General features: G+C 69.3%; 20 protein-coding genes. 11 read left to right on the forward strand and 9 right to left on the reverse strand.

The genetic code is table 11. The features are described 5' to 3' along the window. Positions 1–27 precede the first annotated feature (27 nt). The 5 genes from ACYU8I_RS13345 to ACYU8I_RS13365 all read right to left on the reverse strand — a co-directional run bounded on the left by ACYU8I_RS13345 (position 28) and on the right by ACYU8I_RS13365 (position 7,191). Positions 28–1,623, reverse strand: coding sequence for a hypothetical protein (locus ACYU8I_RS13345; protein WP_460841592.1), 1,596 nt, complete (start codon positions 1,621–1,623; stop codon positions 28–30). A 5-nt stretch (positions 1,624–1,628) separates the two neighbouring features. Next, the gene (locus ACYU8I_RS13350) at positions 1,629–1,967 is read right to left on the reverse strand and encodes a hypothetical protein (protein WP_460841593.1); all 339 of its coding nucleotides are present in this window, start codon (positions 1,965–1,967) and stop codon (positions 1,629–1,631) included. Positions 1,968–2,629: 662 nt separating this feature from the next. After that, positions 2,630–3,868 (reverse strand): nucleoside/nucleotide kinase family protein, encoded by a 1,239-nt coding sequence (locus ACYU8I_RS13355; RefSeq protein WP_460841595.1) that lies wholly within the window; start codon positions 3,866–3,868, stop codon positions 2,630–2,632. A 67-nt stretch (positions 3,869–3,935) separates the two neighbouring features. Further along, a complete protein-coding gene (locus tag ACYU8I_RS13360; RefSeq protein ID WP_460841597.1) occupies positions 3,936–5,279 on the reverse strand; it encodes an NUDIX domain-containing protein in 1,344 nt (447 codons plus the stop codon). 10 nt (positions 5,280–5,289) lie between these two features. After that, entirely contained in the window at positions 5,290–7,191 is a 1,902-nt protein-coding gene (locus ACYU8I_RS13365) for a BTAD domain-containing putative transcriptional regulator (RefSeq protein WP_460841600.1), read from the reverse strand. A 481-nt stretch (positions 7,192–7,672) separates the two neighbouring features. Between ACYU8I_RS13365 and ACYU8I_RS13370 the strand changes: the two genes are divergently transcribed. The 4 genes from ACYU8I_RS13370 to ACYU8I_RS13385 all read left to right on the forward strand — a co-directional run bounded on the left by ACYU8I_RS13370 (position 7,673) and on the right by ACYU8I_RS13385 (position 11,342). Beyond that, positions 7,673–9,130: an ATP-binding protein gene (locus tag ACYU8I_RS13370; protein WP_460841603.1), complete on the forward strand. Its 1,458-nt coding sequence runs from the start codon at positions 7,673–7,675 to the stop codon at positions 9,128–9,130. 160 nt (positions 9,131–9,290) lie between these two features. Next, the gene (locus ACYU8I_RS13375) at positions 9,291–10,331 is read left to right on the forward strand and encodes a hypothetical protein (protein WP_460841605.1); all 1,041 of its coding nucleotides are present in this window, start codon (positions 9,291–9,293) and stop codon (positions 10,329–10,331) included. Positions 10,332–10,333: 2 nt separating this feature from the next. After that, a complete protein-coding gene (locus ACYU8I_RS13380; protein WP_460841608.1) occupies positions 10,334–10,762 on the forward strand; it encodes a hypothetical protein in 429 nt (142 codons plus the stop codon). Continuing rightward, entirely contained in the window at positions 10,749–11,342 is a 594-nt protein-coding gene (locus ACYU8I_RS13385) for a hypothetical protein (protein WP_460841609.1), read from the forward strand. The genes ACYU8I_RS13380 and ACYU8I_RS13385 overlap by 14 nt, the downstream gene beginning before the upstream one ends. On the opposite strand, the gene ACYU8I_RS13390 is transcribed toward ACYU8I_RS13385, so the two are convergent. Then, entirely contained in the window at positions 11,339–11,566 is a 228-nt protein-coding gene (locus tag ACYU8I_RS13390) for an Lsr2 dimerization domain-containing protein (protein ID WP_460841611.1), read from the reverse strand. The two genes, ACYU8I_RS13385 and ACYU8I_RS13390, sit on opposite strands and share 4 nt — an antisense overlap. 179 nt (positions 11,567–11,745) lie before the next feature. On the opposite strand from ACYU8I_RS13390, the gene ACYU8I_RS13395 reads away from it, so the two are divergent. Together ACYU8I_RS13395 and ACYU8I_RS13400 are read left to right on the forward strand one after the other, a co-directional pair. After that, positions 11,746–12,840, forward strand: a complete 1,095-nt coding sequence (locus ACYU8I_RS13395; protein ID WP_460841613.1) for a DUF4192 domain-containing protein — start codon at positions 11,746–11,748, stop codon at positions 12,838–12,840. A gap of 423 nt (positions 12,841–13,263) precedes the next feature. Further along, on the forward strand, positions 13,264–14,028 hold the full coding sequence (locus ACYU8I_RS13400) for a hypothetical protein (RefSeq protein ID WP_460841615.1): 765 nt from the start codon (positions 13,264–13,266) through the stop codon (positions 14,026–14,028). A 55-nt stretch (positions 14,029–14,083) separates the two neighbouring features. Here ACYU8I_RS13400 and ACYU8I_RS13405 read toward each other — a convergent pair whose 3' ends face one another. Further along, positions 14,084–14,341 (reverse strand): hypothetical protein, encoded by a 258-nt coding sequence (locus tag ACYU8I_RS13405; RefSeq protein ID WP_460841616.1) that lies wholly within the window; start codon positions 14,339–14,341, stop codon positions 14,084–14,086. A 191-nt stretch (positions 14,342–14,532) separates the two neighbouring features. Here ACYU8I_RS13405 and ACYU8I_RS13410 point away from each other — a divergent pair, with 191 nt between their 5' ends. From ACYU8I_RS13410 to ACYU8I_RS13430, 5 genes are all read left to right on the forward strand, one after another. After that, positions 14,533–14,787, forward strand: a complete 255-nt coding sequence (locus tag ACYU8I_RS13410) for a hypothetical protein (protein ID WP_460841618.1) — start codon at positions 14,533–14,535, stop codon at positions 14,785–14,787. Beyond that, the gene (locus tag ACYU8I_RS13415; protein ID WP_460841620.1) at positions 14,784–15,566 is read left to right on the forward strand and encodes a hypothetical protein; all 783 of its coding nucleotides are present in this window, start codon (positions 14,784–14,786) and stop codon (positions 15,564–15,566) included. Before ACYU8I_RS13410 ends, ACYU8I_RS13415 begins: the two co-directional genes overlap by 4 nt. Positions 15,567–15,667: 101 nt before the next feature. After that, entirely contained in the window at positions 15,668–16,270 is a 603-nt protein-coding gene (locus ACYU8I_RS13420) for a helix-turn-helix domain-containing protein (RefSeq protein WP_460841622.1), read from the forward strand. Further along, complete coding sequence (locus ACYU8I_RS13425; protein WP_460841625.1) at positions 16,267–16,872, forward strand: thermonuclease family protein; 606 nt, start codon at positions 16,267–16,269, stop codon at positions 16,870–16,872. The genes ACYU8I_RS13420 and ACYU8I_RS13425 overlap by 4 nt, the downstream gene beginning before the upstream one ends. A gap of 137 nt (positions 16,873–17,009) precedes the next feature. Next, positions 17,010–17,246, forward strand: coding sequence for a hypothetical protein (locus ACYU8I_RS13430; protein WP_460841628.1), 237 nt, complete (start codon positions 17,010–17,012; stop codon positions 17,244–17,246). A gap of 447 nt (positions 17,247–17,693) precedes the next feature. Here the strand turns inward: ACYU8I_RS13430 and ACYU8I_RS13435 are convergent, their stop codons facing one another. Beyond that, the gene (locus ACYU8I_RS13435) at positions 17,694–17,954 is read right to left on the reverse strand and encodes a hypothetical protein (RefSeq protein ID WP_460841630.1); all 261 of its coding nucleotides are present in this window, start codon (positions 17,952–17,954) and stop codon (positions 17,694–17,696) included. Positions 17,955–17,972: 18 nt separating this feature from the next. Then, entirely contained in the window at positions 17,973–18,572 is a 600-nt protein-coding gene (locus ACYU8I_RS13440) for a hypothetical protein (RefSeq protein WP_460841632.1), read from the reverse strand. Positions 18,573–18,900: the final 328 nt, after the last annotated feature.

The following is an 18,900-nucleotide window of genomic DNA, read 5'->3' on the forward strand; positions in this document are numbered from 1 at the left end:
CAGCGTCGAGGGAGGGGTGGGTCATTGTCACCGCTCCTCGTGCGACCAGTCGAGCGTGATGACGCTGCCGACGGTGGGGTAGTGGACGACGGCGATGAACTCGACGGAGTTGTCGGTCTCGCTCATCGTCGGCGGGACCAGCGAGGTGTCGACGACCTCGGCGTTGGTGTCGTGGGTGATGCTCAGCCGCGCCGGGGGCAGCGGGGCCGGGGGGTGCTCGAGGACGACCCGGATCACGACGAGGCGCGTGGGGGCGGTGACCCGGACACGGTCGGCCGTCAGGAGGTCATCGAAGGTGGCCTCGAACGCGGTGTGGAGGACGTCGTCGGCCTCGAAGGTGCCGATGCGCGGGGCGTGGGTCTCGGTGAAGACGTAGCCCTCGGTGCTCGACGCGCGGCGGTTGTCGTCGTCGGTGACGACCACCGGCAGCGCGTCGGCGCCTCGGCGCAGCCGGGTGATCGACGCCGTCGTGCGCGGCGTCTTGGTGGTCAACGCGACGGTGGTGGAGTGAGTCGGCTGGCCGTCCTGGGTGAATCGGGTCGTGGTCAGGCTGCGGGTCGTGGAGCCCTGGGCGCCGACGTTGACCTGGTGGCCGAGGCTCTCCACGCCGTACCCGTCGGCGTCGAGGCTGTCGCTGAGGTAGCGCTGCCGGGGCGCGGTGGCGATCCGCTCGGTCCCGGGGAAGGGCGCCATCAGCCACTTCGAGGGGGTCGCGAGGCCGAGGCTGGCGATCCACCTGGTGACGGTGAACGCGCTGGCCATCGGGAGGGTGTTCATCATCGCGGCCGGCTTGCGGGCCGCGACGAGCTGCGGGGCGACCTGCCCGATGCAGAGCACCATCAGGGCGCCGGGCACGCCGATGCCGAGCAGGATCTCAGCGGAGTGCGGGATCCCGACGTTGGTGAACGGCAGCGCCGTCATCCCGGCGGTCCGGGTCACCTCCGCGATCCCGAACACCACCAGGACGACACCGGCCTGGCGGCCCGCGAGGTAGTGCTCGAGGCGCTCGCTGGTCGCGACGAACGGGTGCAGCTTGAACACCCGCGGGTGGGAGTCGCGGAGCTGGCTGACGTCGGCGGTGGAGAGCGCCACGGCGGCGATGTGCGCGGCCTCGAGCAGGGCCAGGAGGCCAAGGCAGAGGGCGAGCGCGCCGAGGACGAACGTGGGGGAGGTGTGGTTCGCCATGGCGTTCTGGCCGGTGAGGACCCCGCCGAGGACGAGGTAGAGGCAGAACGTGAACAGCGCGCCGGCGGTCACGTCGCGGAGGTGTCGCGCCGCGCGGGTGGCGGGGGAGGTCAGGTCGATCGACTCGAACGAGCCGAGCTCGAGCTCCTCGACCGCCTGGATCAGCCGGCGCATGGTGGCACGGGTCGGCATGGGGGCGTCGCTGTCGAAGCAGTAGATGACAGCCGTGTCGAGGCTGGCGGTCGTTCCGGTGGACGACAGGGTGCGGAGCATCGACTTGAGGGTGGCCTCGTCGATGCCCTTGGCGGTCGCGGCCTCGCGGACCGCGGCCGCGGCCGCGGCCACCGGCTTGTTGCCGGTGACCGCGACCAGGCGGGCGAAGCTCAGCGGGAGGACGGTGACCCGCAGGAGTCGCTGGAGGTTGGAGGTGCGCGACATGTCTGTCACGCCTCCCCGACGGCGCGCTGCGGCGCGCCGAACTTCGGACCCCGGTTCCAGCGGGCGTGGCGGGTGGTGGCGAACTCGCTCCAGGCCGCGTGGATGCGGAACACGAACTCGCCGTGGTGGTTGCGCTCGAACACCGTCTCCTTGTCGACCTCGTCGGGCATGGGGATCAGCACGCCCTTGAAGGTGAACTCGGGGTTCTCGGCGACGAGCTTGCCGAGCTCCTCGAGCTCCCGCCCGAACTCCTCGCGGGTCATCGTCTCGCTGTCGTGCTCGATCCAGCCGTGCCCGTGGTGCGGGCCGTGCGGACCGTGGTGGTGCGGGCCGTGGTGCGGCATGACGCTCTCCCTGTCCCCGAAGGATTACCCCCGGACTGTCGGCAGCCCCAGTTGGCGGCCGAAACCAGTGGAACTGGCCTTGATCTCGGGAGGGGGTCGGACGGTTCGCGCACGTTGCGACTCGGCAACACCCCGCCGCTGATGCACCTGCGAACCGAGTGCGATCTCTCCAACTCGTGGGGCCTCCCACACGGCACCGCTTGTGTGTTGGCGACCAACTCGGCCAGGAGAGCCGCCGACAATCACTTCATACTCGGCCAACACCTGGTGTGAATCCCCCGGGGTGGTGGAAGGAGCGGGACCAGCCTGACCACGTCCAGCCCTCTGTGCGGGATGATGTCGCGACGTCGGCGGGTGACCGCGTGAGGATCGGCGAGAAGACACTACTCAGCTGGAAGAACAGGACTGCGCGATGACCCCGGACCGAGGCATCACGCAGCGCCGACGGCGGCGACATGGTCCGCCAACTGCTCGGCTTCATTCTCCCAGCCCAGATCGACGCCGAGGCCACCAGCATGATCGGCGCCGCGCCCCATCAGCGCACCGAGGACCGCGTCAACCAGCGCAGCGCAACGGCACCCGGCCCAAGCGACTTCACCACGGCCGGCGACCTCACGGTGACGACCGACAGAACCGGCGAGGTCCTGCGGACTACGACCCCCTCACGTCAACGCGGGCGCGTCAGCGGCCGTAGGGGCATATCGCTGGATCACCCCGAACATTTGATCGTAGAGATCCTCTTTAAACGAGGTATTGAGCAGAACGTGGTCGAACTCGTTGATGTGGTCCATATAATTCTCGTGTACTTGCCTAATCTCACGGATCCTTTCTTCAGCCTCAACCGCCGTCGAGTTGTTCTGATATTGGAACTCGCGAACGTCGGCCTCGGGTCGAGTGGCGTGAAGATATACGAAGACGACGCGACCCGGGAAACGCTCAAGGAACTGCGGAAACACGGCGATATTGGAGATGACAACAGCGCTCACGCCGCGCTCAAGCGCGGCACGCACGCGAGCTGTGCTTATGGCGTATGGCGTGCCTGACTCGTGAAAGCTCCAACGGAAGTCGAAGTCCTCAGAGAACGTTCCATCCACTCCGAGGGCGCGCATACCGTCACGTCCATCATTGGGCTTAGGCGCTCTGAGCGCCTGCTTCTCGACGATCTCGACCCGATCACCGAAGACCCGCTTGACGGTCTCCATGACACTGCCCTTCCCCGCGCCGGAAGCTGCGGCGATAACCATGAGCACCGGTCCTTGATCGGGCCGCATCCCCGGGGTCGATGACACAATCTGGCGCATCTGACGTGTCATGTCCTCTGGGCCGCCGTAGTTCAGCACAACGTGGTCAAAGAGCGTAAGTCCCTGGATGTACTTCAAGTGGAATGAGCGCACCTTCTCGGCTCGGATTCGCGTCGTCTCAGCGCGAGGAACCACTTCGCTCCAGTCTCCCAAGAGATCCACCATTCCGTCGAAGACATTCAGCCATCGATTCAGTTGAGCGGCACATTGAAGGCGGTAGAACTGTCGTCTCAGCATTGAGGACTGCTCCTCCGTAGGTCGGAACTCCGACTTATGCCGGTCGGCCATGACCTGTTGGACCCTTGTCTCGGACATCGGAGCAGAGATGTAGACCGTTGTCGCCTGAGAGCCGAAGCGGTTCTTCAGCTGCTCCACGACGCGAAAGTCGCTCAACACAATGAATGTGTTCAGTCCTTCGTCCAATTGTTGCTGAATCGACTTGGTGTCAACCCCGTAGTAGGTGTCGTTGATGACATATATCAGGTCGCACTCGCCATCCTCGATCCGCGCGACATTGACGATATCGTCGCCCTCTCCTCTGTGAGGCCGCTCGGAGAACTTCTCCGCTCTGACGCACTGCAGATCGTCCTCGCGGAGCATCTGCGCGACGAGAGTCGTCTTGCCACATCCAGAAGCGCCCGAGACGATATAAAGTTGCCCGCCCACCTCATGCCTCCGGAGTGACGTACTTGGCGAACTCGGCAATGGCTTCGAGCATTTCTCTGTGCTCTAGGACCAGGTAGAGGAGGTCGTCGGTGAAGGTTTGCTTATCAGTGCCAGCGCGCTCAGCAGCATCGAACCAATCGAGCAGTTCGGCGACCGTGAGAAGCTTGTGCTCTGAGGCTGCGGCTTGTGAGTCCTCAGCCAGATCGTTAGCAAGAGTCTCGCCTGAGAGAAGGTGTCCAGCCGGCGCGAGGAAGAAGTAGACATCGCTAATGAAGACCGTTTTGCGCACGCTAGGTGGCTTGTCGTCAGAGTCGTGCCACAGTCGCTCGGAGATGCGGTTGACCGTCATCGGAAGATCTGTTCGTGGGTCCACCGCACGAAACATCACCCAATCGTCTTGACCCAGCGCACCGAAGGCTTCGCGGAAGTATCGTTCAGGCCGCTTTCGTGGGTTCCACTCGCCGAAGTCAATGATGTCGGCCAGATCGGCACGCATGTGCTTGGTGAACTCTGCGCGCGGAAGGTACATCTCCTCCACCAACTCACGCTTGGCGGTCGTGGACGTCGACGCGTCGCTTAGGTCAACGTGACCACCTGTCGCCTTGTCCCAGAGGCCGCGATTATCCTTTGTGGTCGGGCTCCGCCGTTGCAGCAGCATTTGTCCGTTGCGGTTGAATACCAAACCCCACACCGAGTAGCGCGCGTAGCGAGTGGTGTAGAACGCCGCGCGGGGGAAGATGCCCCGCGCCACACCGGCTCGGTCGTACACCCAGATGAGCTCATCTCCGGGTTCTGACGCATAGATGCCAGCGGCGGAACCGTCATGCAGCCCGTCGACGAACGTCTGAATGTCCTCGTAGGTGTTGGATCCCTCGGGAACTTCAACGTAATCCTCGATCGTCGCCGATCGGGTCAAGACCGTGCAGGTCCAGATACGGCTATCGGCGACTATTACATTCAGCGGGATGCGCAGGTTGAGTTGCTTGACAGTTACCCGGTTGCGAATGGAGCGCGCCTGCTCGGCGTCGGGGGTGAGATCCTCAATGGCTCGCTTTAGGCCTGCGCGCGCCTGGGTGCCGGCGACTCGGTCTCGGTGAATGGTGAGCTCCGCATAGCTATGAGACCGGCGCGAGGCCCCCCAATCGACGGCCGTAGAGACCGACTGCCCGAAATTCTCGTTGTCGCTCTCGCAGTAGATCGAGAGGTGAAGATCCTGCTGGGCACCCATGTACGTCTGGAAGTACGCGGCACTTTCCTCGAGGTGGGGTAGCAGCGGATTGACCCCGATGATGATGACCCGCCGTTCGGCATTCTCGATGAATCGCGACAGTTCGGAGCTGGTCATTCCAGGCCTTTCATGGTTTGAGCGCGGTGGTGTTGGCGAGGACGTGTGCGAGTTCGGCGTCGAACAAGTCGAAGAGGCCGTCTTCGAAGTTCTTCAGTTTCATAAGGTAGGAGTGGCTTCCCTCTTCGTGAGAAAGGTACGAGCCGACGTACATCGCTTCGTCGCAACGAAGGAAGAAGTGTCGAACAAGGAACCCGACGGTATAGGTACGGAGGTCAACAGAATCGTCGGAACCGGAACGTTTGTTGAAGTTACGTTGAAAACGCGTGAGGGCGGCGCGGCCGGCCTCGGTCTTGTTTGCGAGTCGCTGTCCTCCCGCTTCAGAGCCTCGGTGGGGAATCTCGGCGGTGGCCATCACGATCGTGATCTTCAGGTTGGGATTTTCCCGACGAGCCGAAACGAGCGACCGAAGAATGTTGGGGTCGTTGAGGATGTCGCTAAGAGTGCTGACCCCCTGCCCAGCAACGACAAGCTGCTCTCGACAGCCCAAAAGTGACTGGCGGATGTCGTTGTGGGCGGCCGGACGGTAGCCCCAGTACATCTGAAGTTCCTGGCCGTCGCCACCGGTGAACGCCTTCTTCCGCAGAAGTTCCAACGATGGGTCGCGGCTCAGCACCCGTTGGTTGAGTTCGACTAGAGCGGCGCCTGGTTCCGTCCCGTAGTCACGGCGCAACCGTCCGCGGTACTCACGGAACTTCTGCGCGGCGGGGACGTACTGTCCGCTGCGGTAAAGAGCGAGCATCACCAGCTCGACGACCTGCTCGTTGAAGGGTTCCTCTCCAAGGAGCAGGGCGCCGTGCATCGACACCGCGAGATCGTTGCCCTCCTCAAGCTGCAGCTCCAGAAGCTTGATGCGTGCCGCAAGAAACTCCGCTTCTAGTGCCTCAACTTGGCCGGCGAAGAAGTTGCTCTCGCTTACCCCGGCCAAGGCGCCGCCTGCTACGGGGCCCTGCCACAGTGCGATTGCCTCGCCGAGAGCACCGATTGCGTCGGCATTGCTGCCGTTAGAAGCGAGTTGGTTCGCGACCCTTGAGAGGTGACGGAACTGAGCGACATCCGTCGTCACTTGGAGTTCGTAGCGGGGCGGCACATCACGCTGGGTCAAGTAGGTCCGCAGCTGCTCCTCCGAGAGGCCTAGCGACGTACGGAGCCTGGAAAGTTCTTTCTCCGCTGCGGTACGTGCCTTGCGTTCATCCTCCGGATCCGGGACGCCCCAGGCGGCCTTGTACAGGTCGAGCGCACTCACCGATTGTGGTGCGGCGAGCCCGAGCAGCGCGAGCAACAGCGCGCTCTTGCCAGACTGTTGCGTCACCATGTTGCCTCGGACGAGCCGGACTCCGCCGAGTAGGCGCAGTTCGAGTTCCTCCACCGGTGGGAACCGCTCTACCAGGAAGTCCTCGAGAACGTCGTGCACCACAGCTCTCTGTAGGCCCCAAGCACGCCAGTCGCGCCCTCGACTCTCGCCGAGGATGTTCGTGTTGGTTTCGGCGAGTTGCTCCAGCGTCGCCGAGATGGAAGACAACTCACCCAAATCGACCCACCGCACGTGCGTTAATTCGTCCGACGACGGTGTGGCCGGCCCTGTGCCTTGAAGCTCGCCTACATACAGGTACGACGTGAAGTCCGTGTGTGCGTACAGCACGCGCGCGACGGGATGAAGGTCGGCAACGTCGTCTGCGATGAGCCCGACCTCTTCGAAGGCCTCCCGGAAGAACGCGTCGCGAGGTGACTCGCCATCCATGACGCCGCCGGATGGCAGCCTCCAAGCCTCCTCCGGGTAGGAGTGCTTGCGCGAGACGAGAACCCGCCCGACTGGGTCAACTAGAGCCATGCAGACCTCCGCTGGGAGACCGTCGGTGCGGCCCGTGTGTTCCACGGCCGCCGAGACGGTCCCCAGTGCCCATTTCTCCATAGTGCAGAGCCTCTCGCTGGCGCTTGTCGCAGCATTCTCCAACCGTTCGCGCTGCTTGCGAATGCAGACTCGCGCCTCAGGAGTGGCCAAGGTTGATGCCAGGCACCCCTCGCTCGAGTGGTGGGCGTCCAGCTGGCGAGCCGGAGACGGCGGGTCCTGACCCGCGCCCTGCAGCACACTGACTGCCACGGACCCGGCTCGGAAATGGCACCTGATGATCATGGTCGGTCGGCCCGCAGGTTTCATCCGTGCAATGACTGCTCCGGGTTCCTGCCCCTCGAGTCATGACCCCCGGCATCCTAAGAGCGCTCCCGGCCTCGTCGACGCCCCGATCGTCGCACTCGACGCCCGCGCCCTGCCTCTGCGGCGCAAGTCGCCGTCCCCCCGACCTCGCCACCTGAGCGTCCGACCCATCGACTTTGCCAACATAAGAGCGTATAAACAGAGGTAGTTATACGGAGTTATGCGAGAGGCGGTTCTGGTGGACAGTCCCTACAGCCCGGGCTTCGGGGCCCGGCCTGCCGTCCTGGTCGGCCGGGAGGCCCAGCTGACCCGTGCCATAGCGAGCCTGACCCGGGTAGCCAACTCTCGCACAGCCGCCGCCTCGGCGCTGGTGCTCACCGGCGCCCGCGGCCTGGGCAAGACCGTCACCCTCGGCGTGATCGCCGAGACCGCCGAGGAGCGGGGGTTCGTGACCGCCACGGTGGCATTCGACAGCGTCTCGGACAACGTGCAGCTCCTCGCCGGGCGAATCGCGGAGGCGATTGCGCCGCTGGAGAGCAAAGCCACCAGAGCCAGCGAGGGCTGGGCCCGGTTGCGGCAACGGCTGGCCGGGCTGTCGGTCGAGCTCAACGCCGGCGTCGTGAAGATCTCTTCCGCTGCCAGCCCGGACTCTCCCGACCCGGCCGGCGCCGGGTCGACTGGGTCGGGTGGTGGGGCCGGCCAGCGGCAGGTCCTCACCGACCTGCTCTCCGGGGCCGCCCGGCTGGCCACCGAGCACGACCGACCGGGCCTGGCCGTTCTGCTCGACGAGCTGCAGGAGGCGCCGCACGCGCAGCTGGTCGTGATCGCCAACGCCATCCAAGACGCCCTGACCAACGGCGGGGCCAGCGGCGGCCGCAGCGGCGCGTCTGGGGGCATGGCTGGTGGGGCACCGCTGGTCGTGTTCGCCGCGGGCCTGCCCGAGACCCCGGAGCGGGTCATGGCCGCGGCCTCGTTCACCGAGCGCTTCGACTTCCGGGGCCTGGCCCGGCTGGACGTCGACGCTGCCGAGCGGGCCCTGATCGAACCGGCCAACCAGGCGGGCGTGACCTGGGACGTCGACGCCGCGGCCGCGGTCCTCGAGGCCGCCGGCGGATCGCCCTACCTGATCCAACGCCTCGGAGACGAGACCTGGCTCCTCGCCGACCCGGGCCCGGGCGAGGCGATCGCCCTCGAGCACGCCGAGGCTGCGGTGAGCGAGGTCCGCGACAACCTCGCCGGCGGCATGTTCCGCGGCCGCTGGGTCAAGGCGACCCCCCTGGAGCGAGCGTTCATGGTCGCCGTCGCCCAGGTCGTCGACGACCAGGGCATCGCCCAGACCCGACACATCACCGCGGTCACCGGCCGCACCACGCCGCAGTGGAGCCGCGTGCGCGGCTCCCTGATCGACAAGGGCCTGGTCGAGTCGGCCGGGACCGGCACCCTGCGGTTCACCATGCCCGGCTTCGCCGAGTTCGCCCGCCACCGCGTCGACGCAGCCTGGCTGTGGGACGACATCCGCGCCGGCGTCGTCTTGGAGCCCCAGCCCCTCGCGTCCCGCGAGCTCGGACTGCCGGCACCCGGTGCCGGCGCAGCCGACGGACCGCGCGAGCTCCCGGTCATCGAGCAGGTCGAAGACCCTGGCGACGACATCGGCGATGGCCTCGACGTCGGCCCCGACGAGGAGGGCCCGCAATGACCCCGCAGCCCGCACCCATCGCAGCCCGGGCACAGCAGACCCGTCGGTGCCCGCGCCTACCGTGGCTCGCCACGAGACCGCCCGGGCACTCACGCCAACGCCCCGATCACCGCCCAGATCACCGACCGCAGACCGCCCAGACGACTGAGCGGAGAGCCCGATGACCACCACCGAGCAGGACCCGGGCCAGAGCGCGGAGCCGGTCACCCCCACCGAGGCATTGCGCCGCGCCTACGGCGAGAAGCTCCAGGAGGCGATCGCGGCGCTGACCGACGCCGCCCGGCTCGCACGGCCACGGCTGCAGCGCACCGAGGAGGGACAGTGGGTCGATGACCCCACCAGCATCGGCGGACAGGGCGACTGGGCCGAGTTCGTGACGCTGGCCCTGGCCGGCGCGGCAGCGAACTTCGGTGGCGTCGACGCCATCCTGGCCGGCCGCTCCGGCTCCTGGGAGGCCGCCGGTGTGCGGCAGGTGCTCGAGTCCACCGTTGGCCCGGACGAGCACGCCCTGTGGGAGCACCGCACGGAGCCGCTGGAGATCACCCTCCTGGTCGACGAGCTCCTGGCCGACCGGAGCGAGGCGTGGGTCCAGTACGACGATGCCCAGCGCGAGCTCGGCAGGCGATTCGAGGAAGCCGAGGCCGCCGAGCCCGAGATCGACTACAGCCGCTACGTGTGGGAGTACGACCGCGACGCCAGTGGCCAGTGGGCGCCCCGCGACCCCGAGGGACCGGCGTGGTCGCTCGAGGCCTGGCGGGCCAGCCTGGTCGCCGACGGCGTCGACCCCGACGAGGTCGACGAGCTGCAGGAACGCCTCCTGGAGACCGCCACCGGCGTGCACATCCCCAAGTCCGCCGCCGCCTTGGCCGAGCTGCGCCGTCTCGAGGACGAGCGCGACGCCCGCACCGGCGTAGACCTCGACGATCAGCTCGAGCAGCAGCGGTTGCGGGAGTGGACCGCCTACGGCGAGGCGTTGAAGACCCGGATCGAGACCGCCGCGGCCGCTATGCTCGGGCTCAGCGTGCCGGTCTCGGTGGTCGTCGACGTCGACACCTACCGATCCCCCTCGGCCCGCTCCGGTGACCTCGGGCTCGGGCTGACCCTGGCCGAGCGCCTGATCGAGACGGCCGTGATGCACACCCCCACCCCCGAGGATCTGCCCGGCACTCCACTGGACCGACTCACCAGCAAGGAAGCGTGACGGTGACCGCGCACAGCGACCAGCCCACCACTCAGCCCGCTGAGGACGGGGCCGGCGCGAACATGGACGAGGCAGACACCAGCCTGGCCGCGGCGCGGGCGGTCGAGGACGCCACCCAGGACCTTTGCCGAGCCACCGTGGCCCGCCCGATGCTGGCGCCCTCCGAGGTCGACGTCGTCTTGGCTCACCTCGCCGCGGCTGCGGCCGCGCTCCCCCAGGCCTACGCCCAGCTGTCGGAGATCCTCGACGACGCCAAGTCCGACCAGGTCCTCGAAACCGACGGCATGGCTGACACCGACGACCCGACACTGGCCGTCGACACCGCCCGCATGCACCTCGACGAGGCCCGCGACGCCGCAGTGGCACTTCACAAGCTGCTCGACGCCGCCCACGCCCAGACCGCCCACGTGATCAGCCATGCAAGCCTCTGACGCGTCGCTACCCCGCTGGACATTCGGCAGCCGCCGGCTGCTGGCCGCGATGGTGGTGGTGAAGGCGTTCGCCTTCGAGCGCACCATGTTCCTGACCGCCGGCACACTCGCCACGATCTGGGCGCTGGCCACTTTCGACCAGGTCGATGCTCCACCCACGATCGTGATCTGGCTCATCGTGTCGGCTCTGGCCGGCTGCGTCCTGGCACCCTGGTTCCTCGCCGGCTTCGTGCTCCTTCGGCCGGCCGAGTGGCACATCCGCAGCGAACATGTCCTGGACGGCGGGCACGAGGGGCAGCAGGTCATCGCAGTGCTAGCGACGCGTCCCGCCGGAGCCTGGACCGAGGCGCACTGGTTCGCCGTAGGCCGACGGGGCACCGGAGTGGGCCGCGAGTTGGGCCGGCGAGTTCGCGACCAAGCGCACGCCGAGGGTCGACCACTGCGGATCACAGCCTGGCCGAGCATGGCGCAGAAGTACGAGGAAGAGGGCATGGTGATCACCAGCCGCCCCGTGCTCGGCCTGCTCGGAATGGTCCGCCTGGAGGACCAGCGCCCCCTACCGGCGCGCGCCCACCGCTAGGTCGTGCGCGGGCGACGTCGACGGCCGCCTCGGCGACCGCCGGGGTGACGCCGGCCGGCGGCGATGTAGGGCTGGAGCGCGGCCCGGAGTTCTGCGGCGTGCTCGGGACCGAGGTCGATCTCGTACGCCGTCCCGTCGAGCAGGAAGGGCACTGTCTCGCCCCGATCGGTGATGTCGACACCGTCGAGGTCGTCGACGAGCTGGATGACCGTACGTCGTGCCACGCCACCGCACCCTAGGCGAATGCGAGCCATTTTCCCGGGACCTCGCCGGGCACCCTCACCGCCCGGCCGGAAGCAAATTCCCAAACTCGTCCCGCCACGGTGATCGCCAGGACCCCCTCCGTCGCCTTGACCTAGTCGAAGGGGCACGTGGCCCCGCCGGCGAAGGGGAAGCAGCACCGATGAAGATCAACGCGAAGGGACCCGACGACCTGGTCGCGGCACTCCCCTACCTGCTCGGCTTCACTCCCCAGGACTCGGTCGTCCTGGTCCCCGTCTCCCCTGGGATGCCGGCCGCGCGCGTCGACATGCCCTACGACGAGGCCGATCGCGCCATCATGGCCGACCAGCTGACGGCCCCGTTCCTGCGGCACGCCCACACCGCCGGCCCGGACCCCATGCTGGCCCTGGTCTGCCTGACCGAGGACCGAGAAGCGGCGACCAAGGCGGCCGAGGCTGTCGCCGACGCGCTATGGCCCCGAGTGTCGGTGCCGGTGAAGGTGTGGGCCACCGACCGGGACTGGACCAACCTCGACACCGGAGAGCAGGGCGTGCGCACCACGGAAGCGAGCAGCCGGCTCGCGGCCGAGGCCGTCGCCGCCGGCCGTCAGCTCCCCGCGGCCGCACGCGAGGACCTCGCCCGCACTCTGACCGGCGAGGATCGCGACGCCCTGCGCGGTGCTCTCCCGGGCGCCCTGGCAGCGTTGGAGACCTCGGGCCTGGACCAGGAGCGCCGTTGGGCGGAGAACCGGATCAACCGGTTCCTCGACGACGGAATCGCCCTCCCCGAGGCCGACGCAGCGCGCCTCCTGGTCGGCGTGCAGGCGCTTCCGGTCAGGGACGCAGCGTTGGCGATGATGACCCAGGAGGACCACCACGCCCACCGCGCTCTGTGGACCGACCTCACCCGCCGCGCACCCGACGAGGTCCGCGCCCCGGCGGCGACCATGCTGGCCTTCTCCGCCTGGCTGGGCGGAGACGGCGCAGGTGCTTGGACCGCCCTGGATCAGATCCCGGCCGAGCAGTCCGACTACCGGCTGGCCGGCCTGATGAGCAGCGTCCTGGAGAGCGCGGTGCCGCCCTCGCAGTGGACCACCACGATCCGTCCAGCTCTGCTGGCCCACGATGCCGAGCCCCCGTCGCCGCCGGCCCGCGACATGGGCCGAGACCACGCCGGCCACAGCCCCGACCTCAACGGCGCCGGCGTGCGACCCCGCCCCGAGCAGCAGCCACTCCCGCAGTCCGCGATCCCGCAGCCGCGGCCGCCGGCGCGATGAACGAACAGCCATTCGCTCGACCAGCGACGACGCCCCCACCCCGAGGAGAAGGAACCTCATGGACACCCCGCCCCGCACGCCGCACACGACTGACTGCCGCACCGACTCGACCAGCCCCTCGTCCCGCCGACCGCAGCCCCGGCCACCGTCGCCGGCCAACGCGCTCGAGGTGCAGCTGGAGGCACTGGTGGTGTCACGGTGCGGCGTCGACGCGGTGCTGCCGCGCCACCGAGCGACCCACCGTGTCGACTGGTTCCCGGCTGCGACCCGCGCCCCACGCGCCCGCCGAAACGACTACCGAGACGCCACGTAGGCGTCCGGGCATCAGGAACGGCCGAAGAAATCTCGGACCAGGTGATCGCCAGGACCCCCTCCGCTGACTTACCCCAAGTGAAGGCCAATTCCTCAGGCTCGGAGGCAGACATGAGCACCGGACGGCACCACAGCGACGAACCCCACACGAACCCAGCGGCCAGCACGCACCACGGCCGCGACGCCGGCAGCAGTGACGTCGGCAGCAGTGACGGACCTGGAACCGACACGGGCGTGGTGGTCGCCTTCACCCCGCGCGGCCAGGCCGCCCTCGAGGAGCTCGCGGACTCACTCACCGCTGACCTCATCGCCTCCCTCCCCGACGATCCCGCCAGCCTCGACGAGGCCCCTGTGCCGGCGATCGAGGCGCTGCTGGGACAGGTGATGAGTGCCGACGTCGAGAACCTGGCCGCCGGGCTCATTGCTGCCGACGCCGCCCACAACGGCGGCAGGGACCGGCTTCACGGCGACCCCGACATCGCGCCAGCACCGGCCTGGGAGCCGGAGTGGGAGACCGTGAGGGCTGCGATGGTCCGACCGGGCGACCTGACCCCTGCCGGCCGCGTCGACGACGTCGACCTGCACGGAGGAGTGCGGCGCGTCGACCTGACCATCGACGGTGTCACCTACGGCCGCGGCTTCGACGACCAGGTGGACCGGGCCCTCCCTGAGACGGGCAGCGCACCGGGAGACGATGAGCTCGATCTCGGCCTGGACCTCGACGTCGACCAGCACGTCGACCAGCACGTCGACCAGCACGTCGACCGGCAGGATGCGGCCGCGGTCGACGAGGTCGCACGCCGGCGACTGGGGCGGGCACCCGAACAGCGCCTCCGCCCGACCGCTCCACCACCGTCAGCCGCCCCCGGCCGCTGAGGCCGCCGGAAGCCCGCACGGTGTTAGGGGCCCGCTCCAGCCTCGGCCGGCGCAGCTACACCGTTTTGCGCGCCGCCGCAGGCAGGGCAGTCTCCAGGCCGGCTACCGACTCTCCGAGCGGCGTCGGCATCGCGTCGTCCGCGACCGCGTCGAGCAACTCGTCCTCGCCGCCCAGCGTGGGGGCCATGTAGGCGTCGTACTGCTCGACCGCCTCGACGAGGCGCGCGTAGGCCAGCACGTCGGCAGGCACCCGCATGTGCGCGGATGCCGCTTGCGCGACGCGGCGCGCCAGGAGCGCCTCCTGGTCGTCCATTGGCCCATCCTGCCTGCGGCCAGCGCTCGCAGGGAAGGGGTGCGCCCGGATGCCGGGTCTGCCCGGCGAGGCGGGTGGCCCAAGAAAGTTCGGCGCCGGTGATCGCCAGGAGGCCTCTTCGCCCCTTGACCTAAGTGAGCGACCTCCGCACGGACTCGGTCGCAAACAGATCTGAGACCAGGGAGCAGCCCGTGAGCAACCACCCGCCGAATGACATCTCGAGCGACCAGCCGAGCGACCAGCCGAGCGGGCGATCGGGTGCCGCAGGGCGAGGGCCGGGGCTGGACCCGGTCGCCGAGCTCGCCCAGGTCCGCAGTCACCTGCAGCAGGCGCTCGCCGCCGCCGACCGCCTCGCCGTGCGGCTGGGGGTCGAGCCCGACGCCCAGCCCGACCGCGGCGGCCAGGGCCGCCAAGGCGGCACTAGGAACCGAGGCGAGGGGCGATGAGCGAGGTCACCCAGACCCAGCAGCCCCAGCCGCAACGGCCCGGACCGATGGAGGCGGTCCAGGACGCGCATGGCCACCTGATGCGGGCCCGCGGCAGGGTCGAGGAGCTCCGGACCAGCGTCCGCTCGGCCAGCAGGGTGGCCGAGGACATCGCTCAGGCCGTCGAACAAGCCCACGGCCGCGACCACGGCGACGATGACCCGGGGCGCGTCGCGGTGCAGCTGGCCGCGGTCGCGGAGGACCTGCCACGTCTGCACGCCCGGTGCGAGCTCGCCGAGGAGGTCGTCGAGGCGCTGCGCGGCGACCTCGACCAGGCCAGCGAAGCGATCACCCGAGCCCGACACCTGGCCACCGGCGAGCAGCGCGACCGCCTGGTGCCCCGCCTGGACGCGCTCGAGGACGCGATCGACGCCACCCGCCCGATCGCGGAAGCGGCCGCCTACCACCTCCACTGCGCCGGTGACACCAGCGCCGACGTCGACCCCGCCCGAATCGCCCGCCCCCAGCAGCTCGAACACCGCCTGGCCACCGCCGACCGCCGACTCGAGCGCGTCGACGAGGACGTGCGGTTTCTCGACCTGGCCACCGGCCGGGCCACCTCAGCGGCCAGCCGGTCCACCGCCGCGGTCGCAGACCCGGAAGGAAGCGAGGCAGTCGCCATCGACGGGATCTCCGCCGCCGCCCAGCGACGTCTCGGCCGGGAGCAATTCGCGGCCACGTCCCCCTCCCCCACCGCCGGCGACCTCCCCGACCTCGGCCGAGCCGGCCCGACTCGTTAGGAGCACCCCGTGGCCACCCCGACACCAACCCCCACGACCACTTCCGTACCGGCGACGTACAGGCTGAGCACGACGTCGGCGGCCGGCGCGTCGCGGCCGCCGTGGCCTCGCTGGCGGCCGCCGGCGACAACGACGGGGTCCACCAGCTCCTCGCGCCCCTGGAGCCCGACCAGCTGCGCGCACTGGTGCTCACGATGGCCACCAACCAGGCAGCATCACCGCAGCACCGCACCCACACGGCCGCCGTGGACGTCGACCTGTCCAGCCCCTCGGCCGTGTGCGACGTCGCCGTCACCCAGGCCGCCCAGGGCTTCGGCACCACTCCCGAGGCCATCCTCGGCGCCGACCGGCACCGCACCGTCACCGATGCCCGCGCAGTCGCCATGACCGCCGTACGTCGCAGCGGACTCACCCTGACCGCCATCGCCGACCACTTCGACAAGGACCACACCTCGGTGATCCACGCCGTGCGCCGCACCGAGGACAACCCCCGGCTGCTCAGCGCGGCCACCAGCATCGGCGAACGGATCGCCTCCCGCTACGAACAGGGCGCCATCGAGCCGGTATCCGACCTGCCGGCCGAGGGTGCTGCTGGTGGCAGAGCCGCCGCGCGATCGGCGGGAGCGGTCGAGGAGCAGCGCCGCCCCCAGCCCACCGCGGTGCCCGCCGGTGGCCAGGGAATCGGTCAGGGAATTGGCCGGTGAACGGACCGACGGGCGTGCGTCCGACGAACACCACCACGTCGCGGCGCCGGATCGTGGTCCATCTGGCTGGCCTGGCCGTCTCGTTCGTTCTGAGCGTCCTGACCGGCTGCGCGGCGCTGCCAGGGGAGCGGGCCAACGGATCGTCGAGCTCTAACCAGGAGGGCGCCGACGTCGAGACCAGCCGGGCCCGGGTCACCGCGGTGCTGGACGGGGACACCCTCCGGGTCGAGACCCTTGGTGGCGCCGATCTCGGGCGGGTGCGGCTCTTCGGCCTGGACGCACCCGAGGTGGCGCATGGCCAGGAGCCGGCCGAGTGCTACTCCGCGGAGGCCACCGACCAGCTGAGCCAGCTGACTCCCGTCGGCAGCACCGTGACGCTGCGCAGCGACCCAAGCCAGCCGACCCGCGACCGGTACGGGCGGATGCTCCGCTACGTCGCCAGCGCGCACGGCGGCGAGGGCGACGTCGCGCTGCAGCTGCTCGAGCACGGCGCCGGCGAGCTGTACCGCAGCGACCCGCCCCTGGAGCGCGCCGAGGACTACGTCGAGGCCGCCGCACGCGCCGAGGAGACCGGCGCCGGCCGCTGGAGCGCGTGCATCTGACCCCTCACCACCTCGTGGCCGCGACTTCGCGCAGATTCGTCCGGATTGGGCAGTTCCAGGTGATCGCCAGGACCCCCTCACCCGCCTTACCAGCAAGTGAGAGGCCTTCAGCCACACCGCAACGAACGGAGCCCACCATGACCACCGACGACGCCAACCGTTACGAAGACGCACGCGAGGAGGACGCTCGCCAGCGAGCGCTGCAGATCGAGGCTGCCGAGGCCGCCGCCGACCGTGCTGCCGACGAGGTCGGGCCGACACCTGACGCCGAGATCGCAGACGCCGCGCGGTCCGGCCGCCAGCACGACTACGACGACTCGACCGCGTACGGGCGCAGCCGACCGGGCCGCCGTCGATCCGGCCCGGCCCGCTGAGCGCGCCGAGGGCCCGGAGCGGACGCCATGACCACCCTCACCGCCTGGACGCCGCCGCGCACCGCGGCAACGCCGCTGCGGCCGACAACACCCACAGTCGCCACCGCCCCGCCGGCGCCGGCGAGCCACGCGCGCACGACGATCTGCCGCCACGAGCTCGGTGGACTCCCCTCTGTGAACGAGCGACCCCACCCCGGCGGCGGCCGCGGGTGCGTGCACATGTCGACCTCCGGGGTGCCGGACCGCCACGACTACGGCGACGACGAGTAGCCCGCCACCCGCGATCCCGTCGACGCCAGCTGATGAACGCAGAAGCGACGCGTCAGGTCCCTCGGGAAGACCCATCGCGTCGCTGGACCCCGACCCTACCGCCGCGCCTCAGCGCGCCGACGGTTCCTATAACTCACCTCGAGTTGTCGGAACCTATGGCGCCAGGCGAGCGGTTGGTCAGGACGGCACCAGGTGCAGCCGGCGCGCGCCGGTGGCGTCTACTGCCGCGGACGTGGCGCCAGGGCCGCCGTCTCGGATGCGGGCGGTGCGCTTCATGTCCGGGGTCGGCGCGCCCACGAGGTACATCGCTCGCAGCAGTGCCGGGCCCAGGCCGCGGGCCGTGACGTAGTGGTCAGCAGCGACCTGGAGCCGGGCGCCGCGAGCTCGCCGGGCCGCCGGCGTGGTGTAGGTGGCGGTCAGGAACAGCGCGACCAGCACGGCCGAGACCGTCCGGCCCTAGACTGCCGACTGTACGACCGCCACTGCCGCGACCACGAACCGCAACCGCCAGGCGAAGCTGACGAACGGCACCCACCGCGCGGCAGCACCGATCCGGGAGGCCGCGGCGGCGACCGCGCGCCAAGGCAGGGTCAGGGCCGCGATCGCCACGGCGCCGCGCGTGGGCTGGGCGCGAAGCCACCCGATGTTGTGCACAATCAGCGCGACCGCGTCCTCGACGCCGAGCTGGCGTCGGAACACCGCCTCGGCAAGCACCGGCGAGACGACCACCTGGTCGCGGCCGAACGGCCGCACCGGCGGGTACGGGCGCGCCGAACGACTGACCAGCAGGCGCATCGGCTCGACGTCGAGCTCGAGCATCCGGGCCAGCACCGGCTGCAGCGCGGTCAGCTCGGCGGCCGTGGGCTCGCGAGCGCCGGCCAGCACGGTCCCGGCCCGGTCGACCAGCCGACCGGCTCGTCCCGATCGCGGCAGCCACAGCAACGCCAGCGCTGCCGGCGCGAGGAGCAGCAGCAACCCAGCCACGCCGCTCGGCAGCAGCGCCGCCACCACCAGCCACAGCACCGTGCTGACCACCACGGCGGGCGCGATCGCCACCGCCCTCAAGGTTCGGGTCCACGCATCCATCGCCTGCTCCTCACTTCTACTTACGCACTAGTGCTAGCGAACTCGACTTCACGGATCAGTGAGCACCAGGCCGGGGTCATCGCCCCTATCCGAGTGAGACCAGTTTGCCCCCAACCACCGACAGCACCCCGAGTTATCCACAGGCCCCGGCCGAGGCCGGCGAAGACCGACCCGAACGTGGGCGAATGGCAACGCGACAACTGTCGCGTGCCGGGTCTGATGGAGGCTCTCATTCCACGGAAGGATGAGAGTCATGGCAGCACCGAGGAAGTATCCCGAGGAGCTTCGGGAACGGGCG

The organism is Nocardioides marmoraquaticus (genome assembly GCF_054777915.1).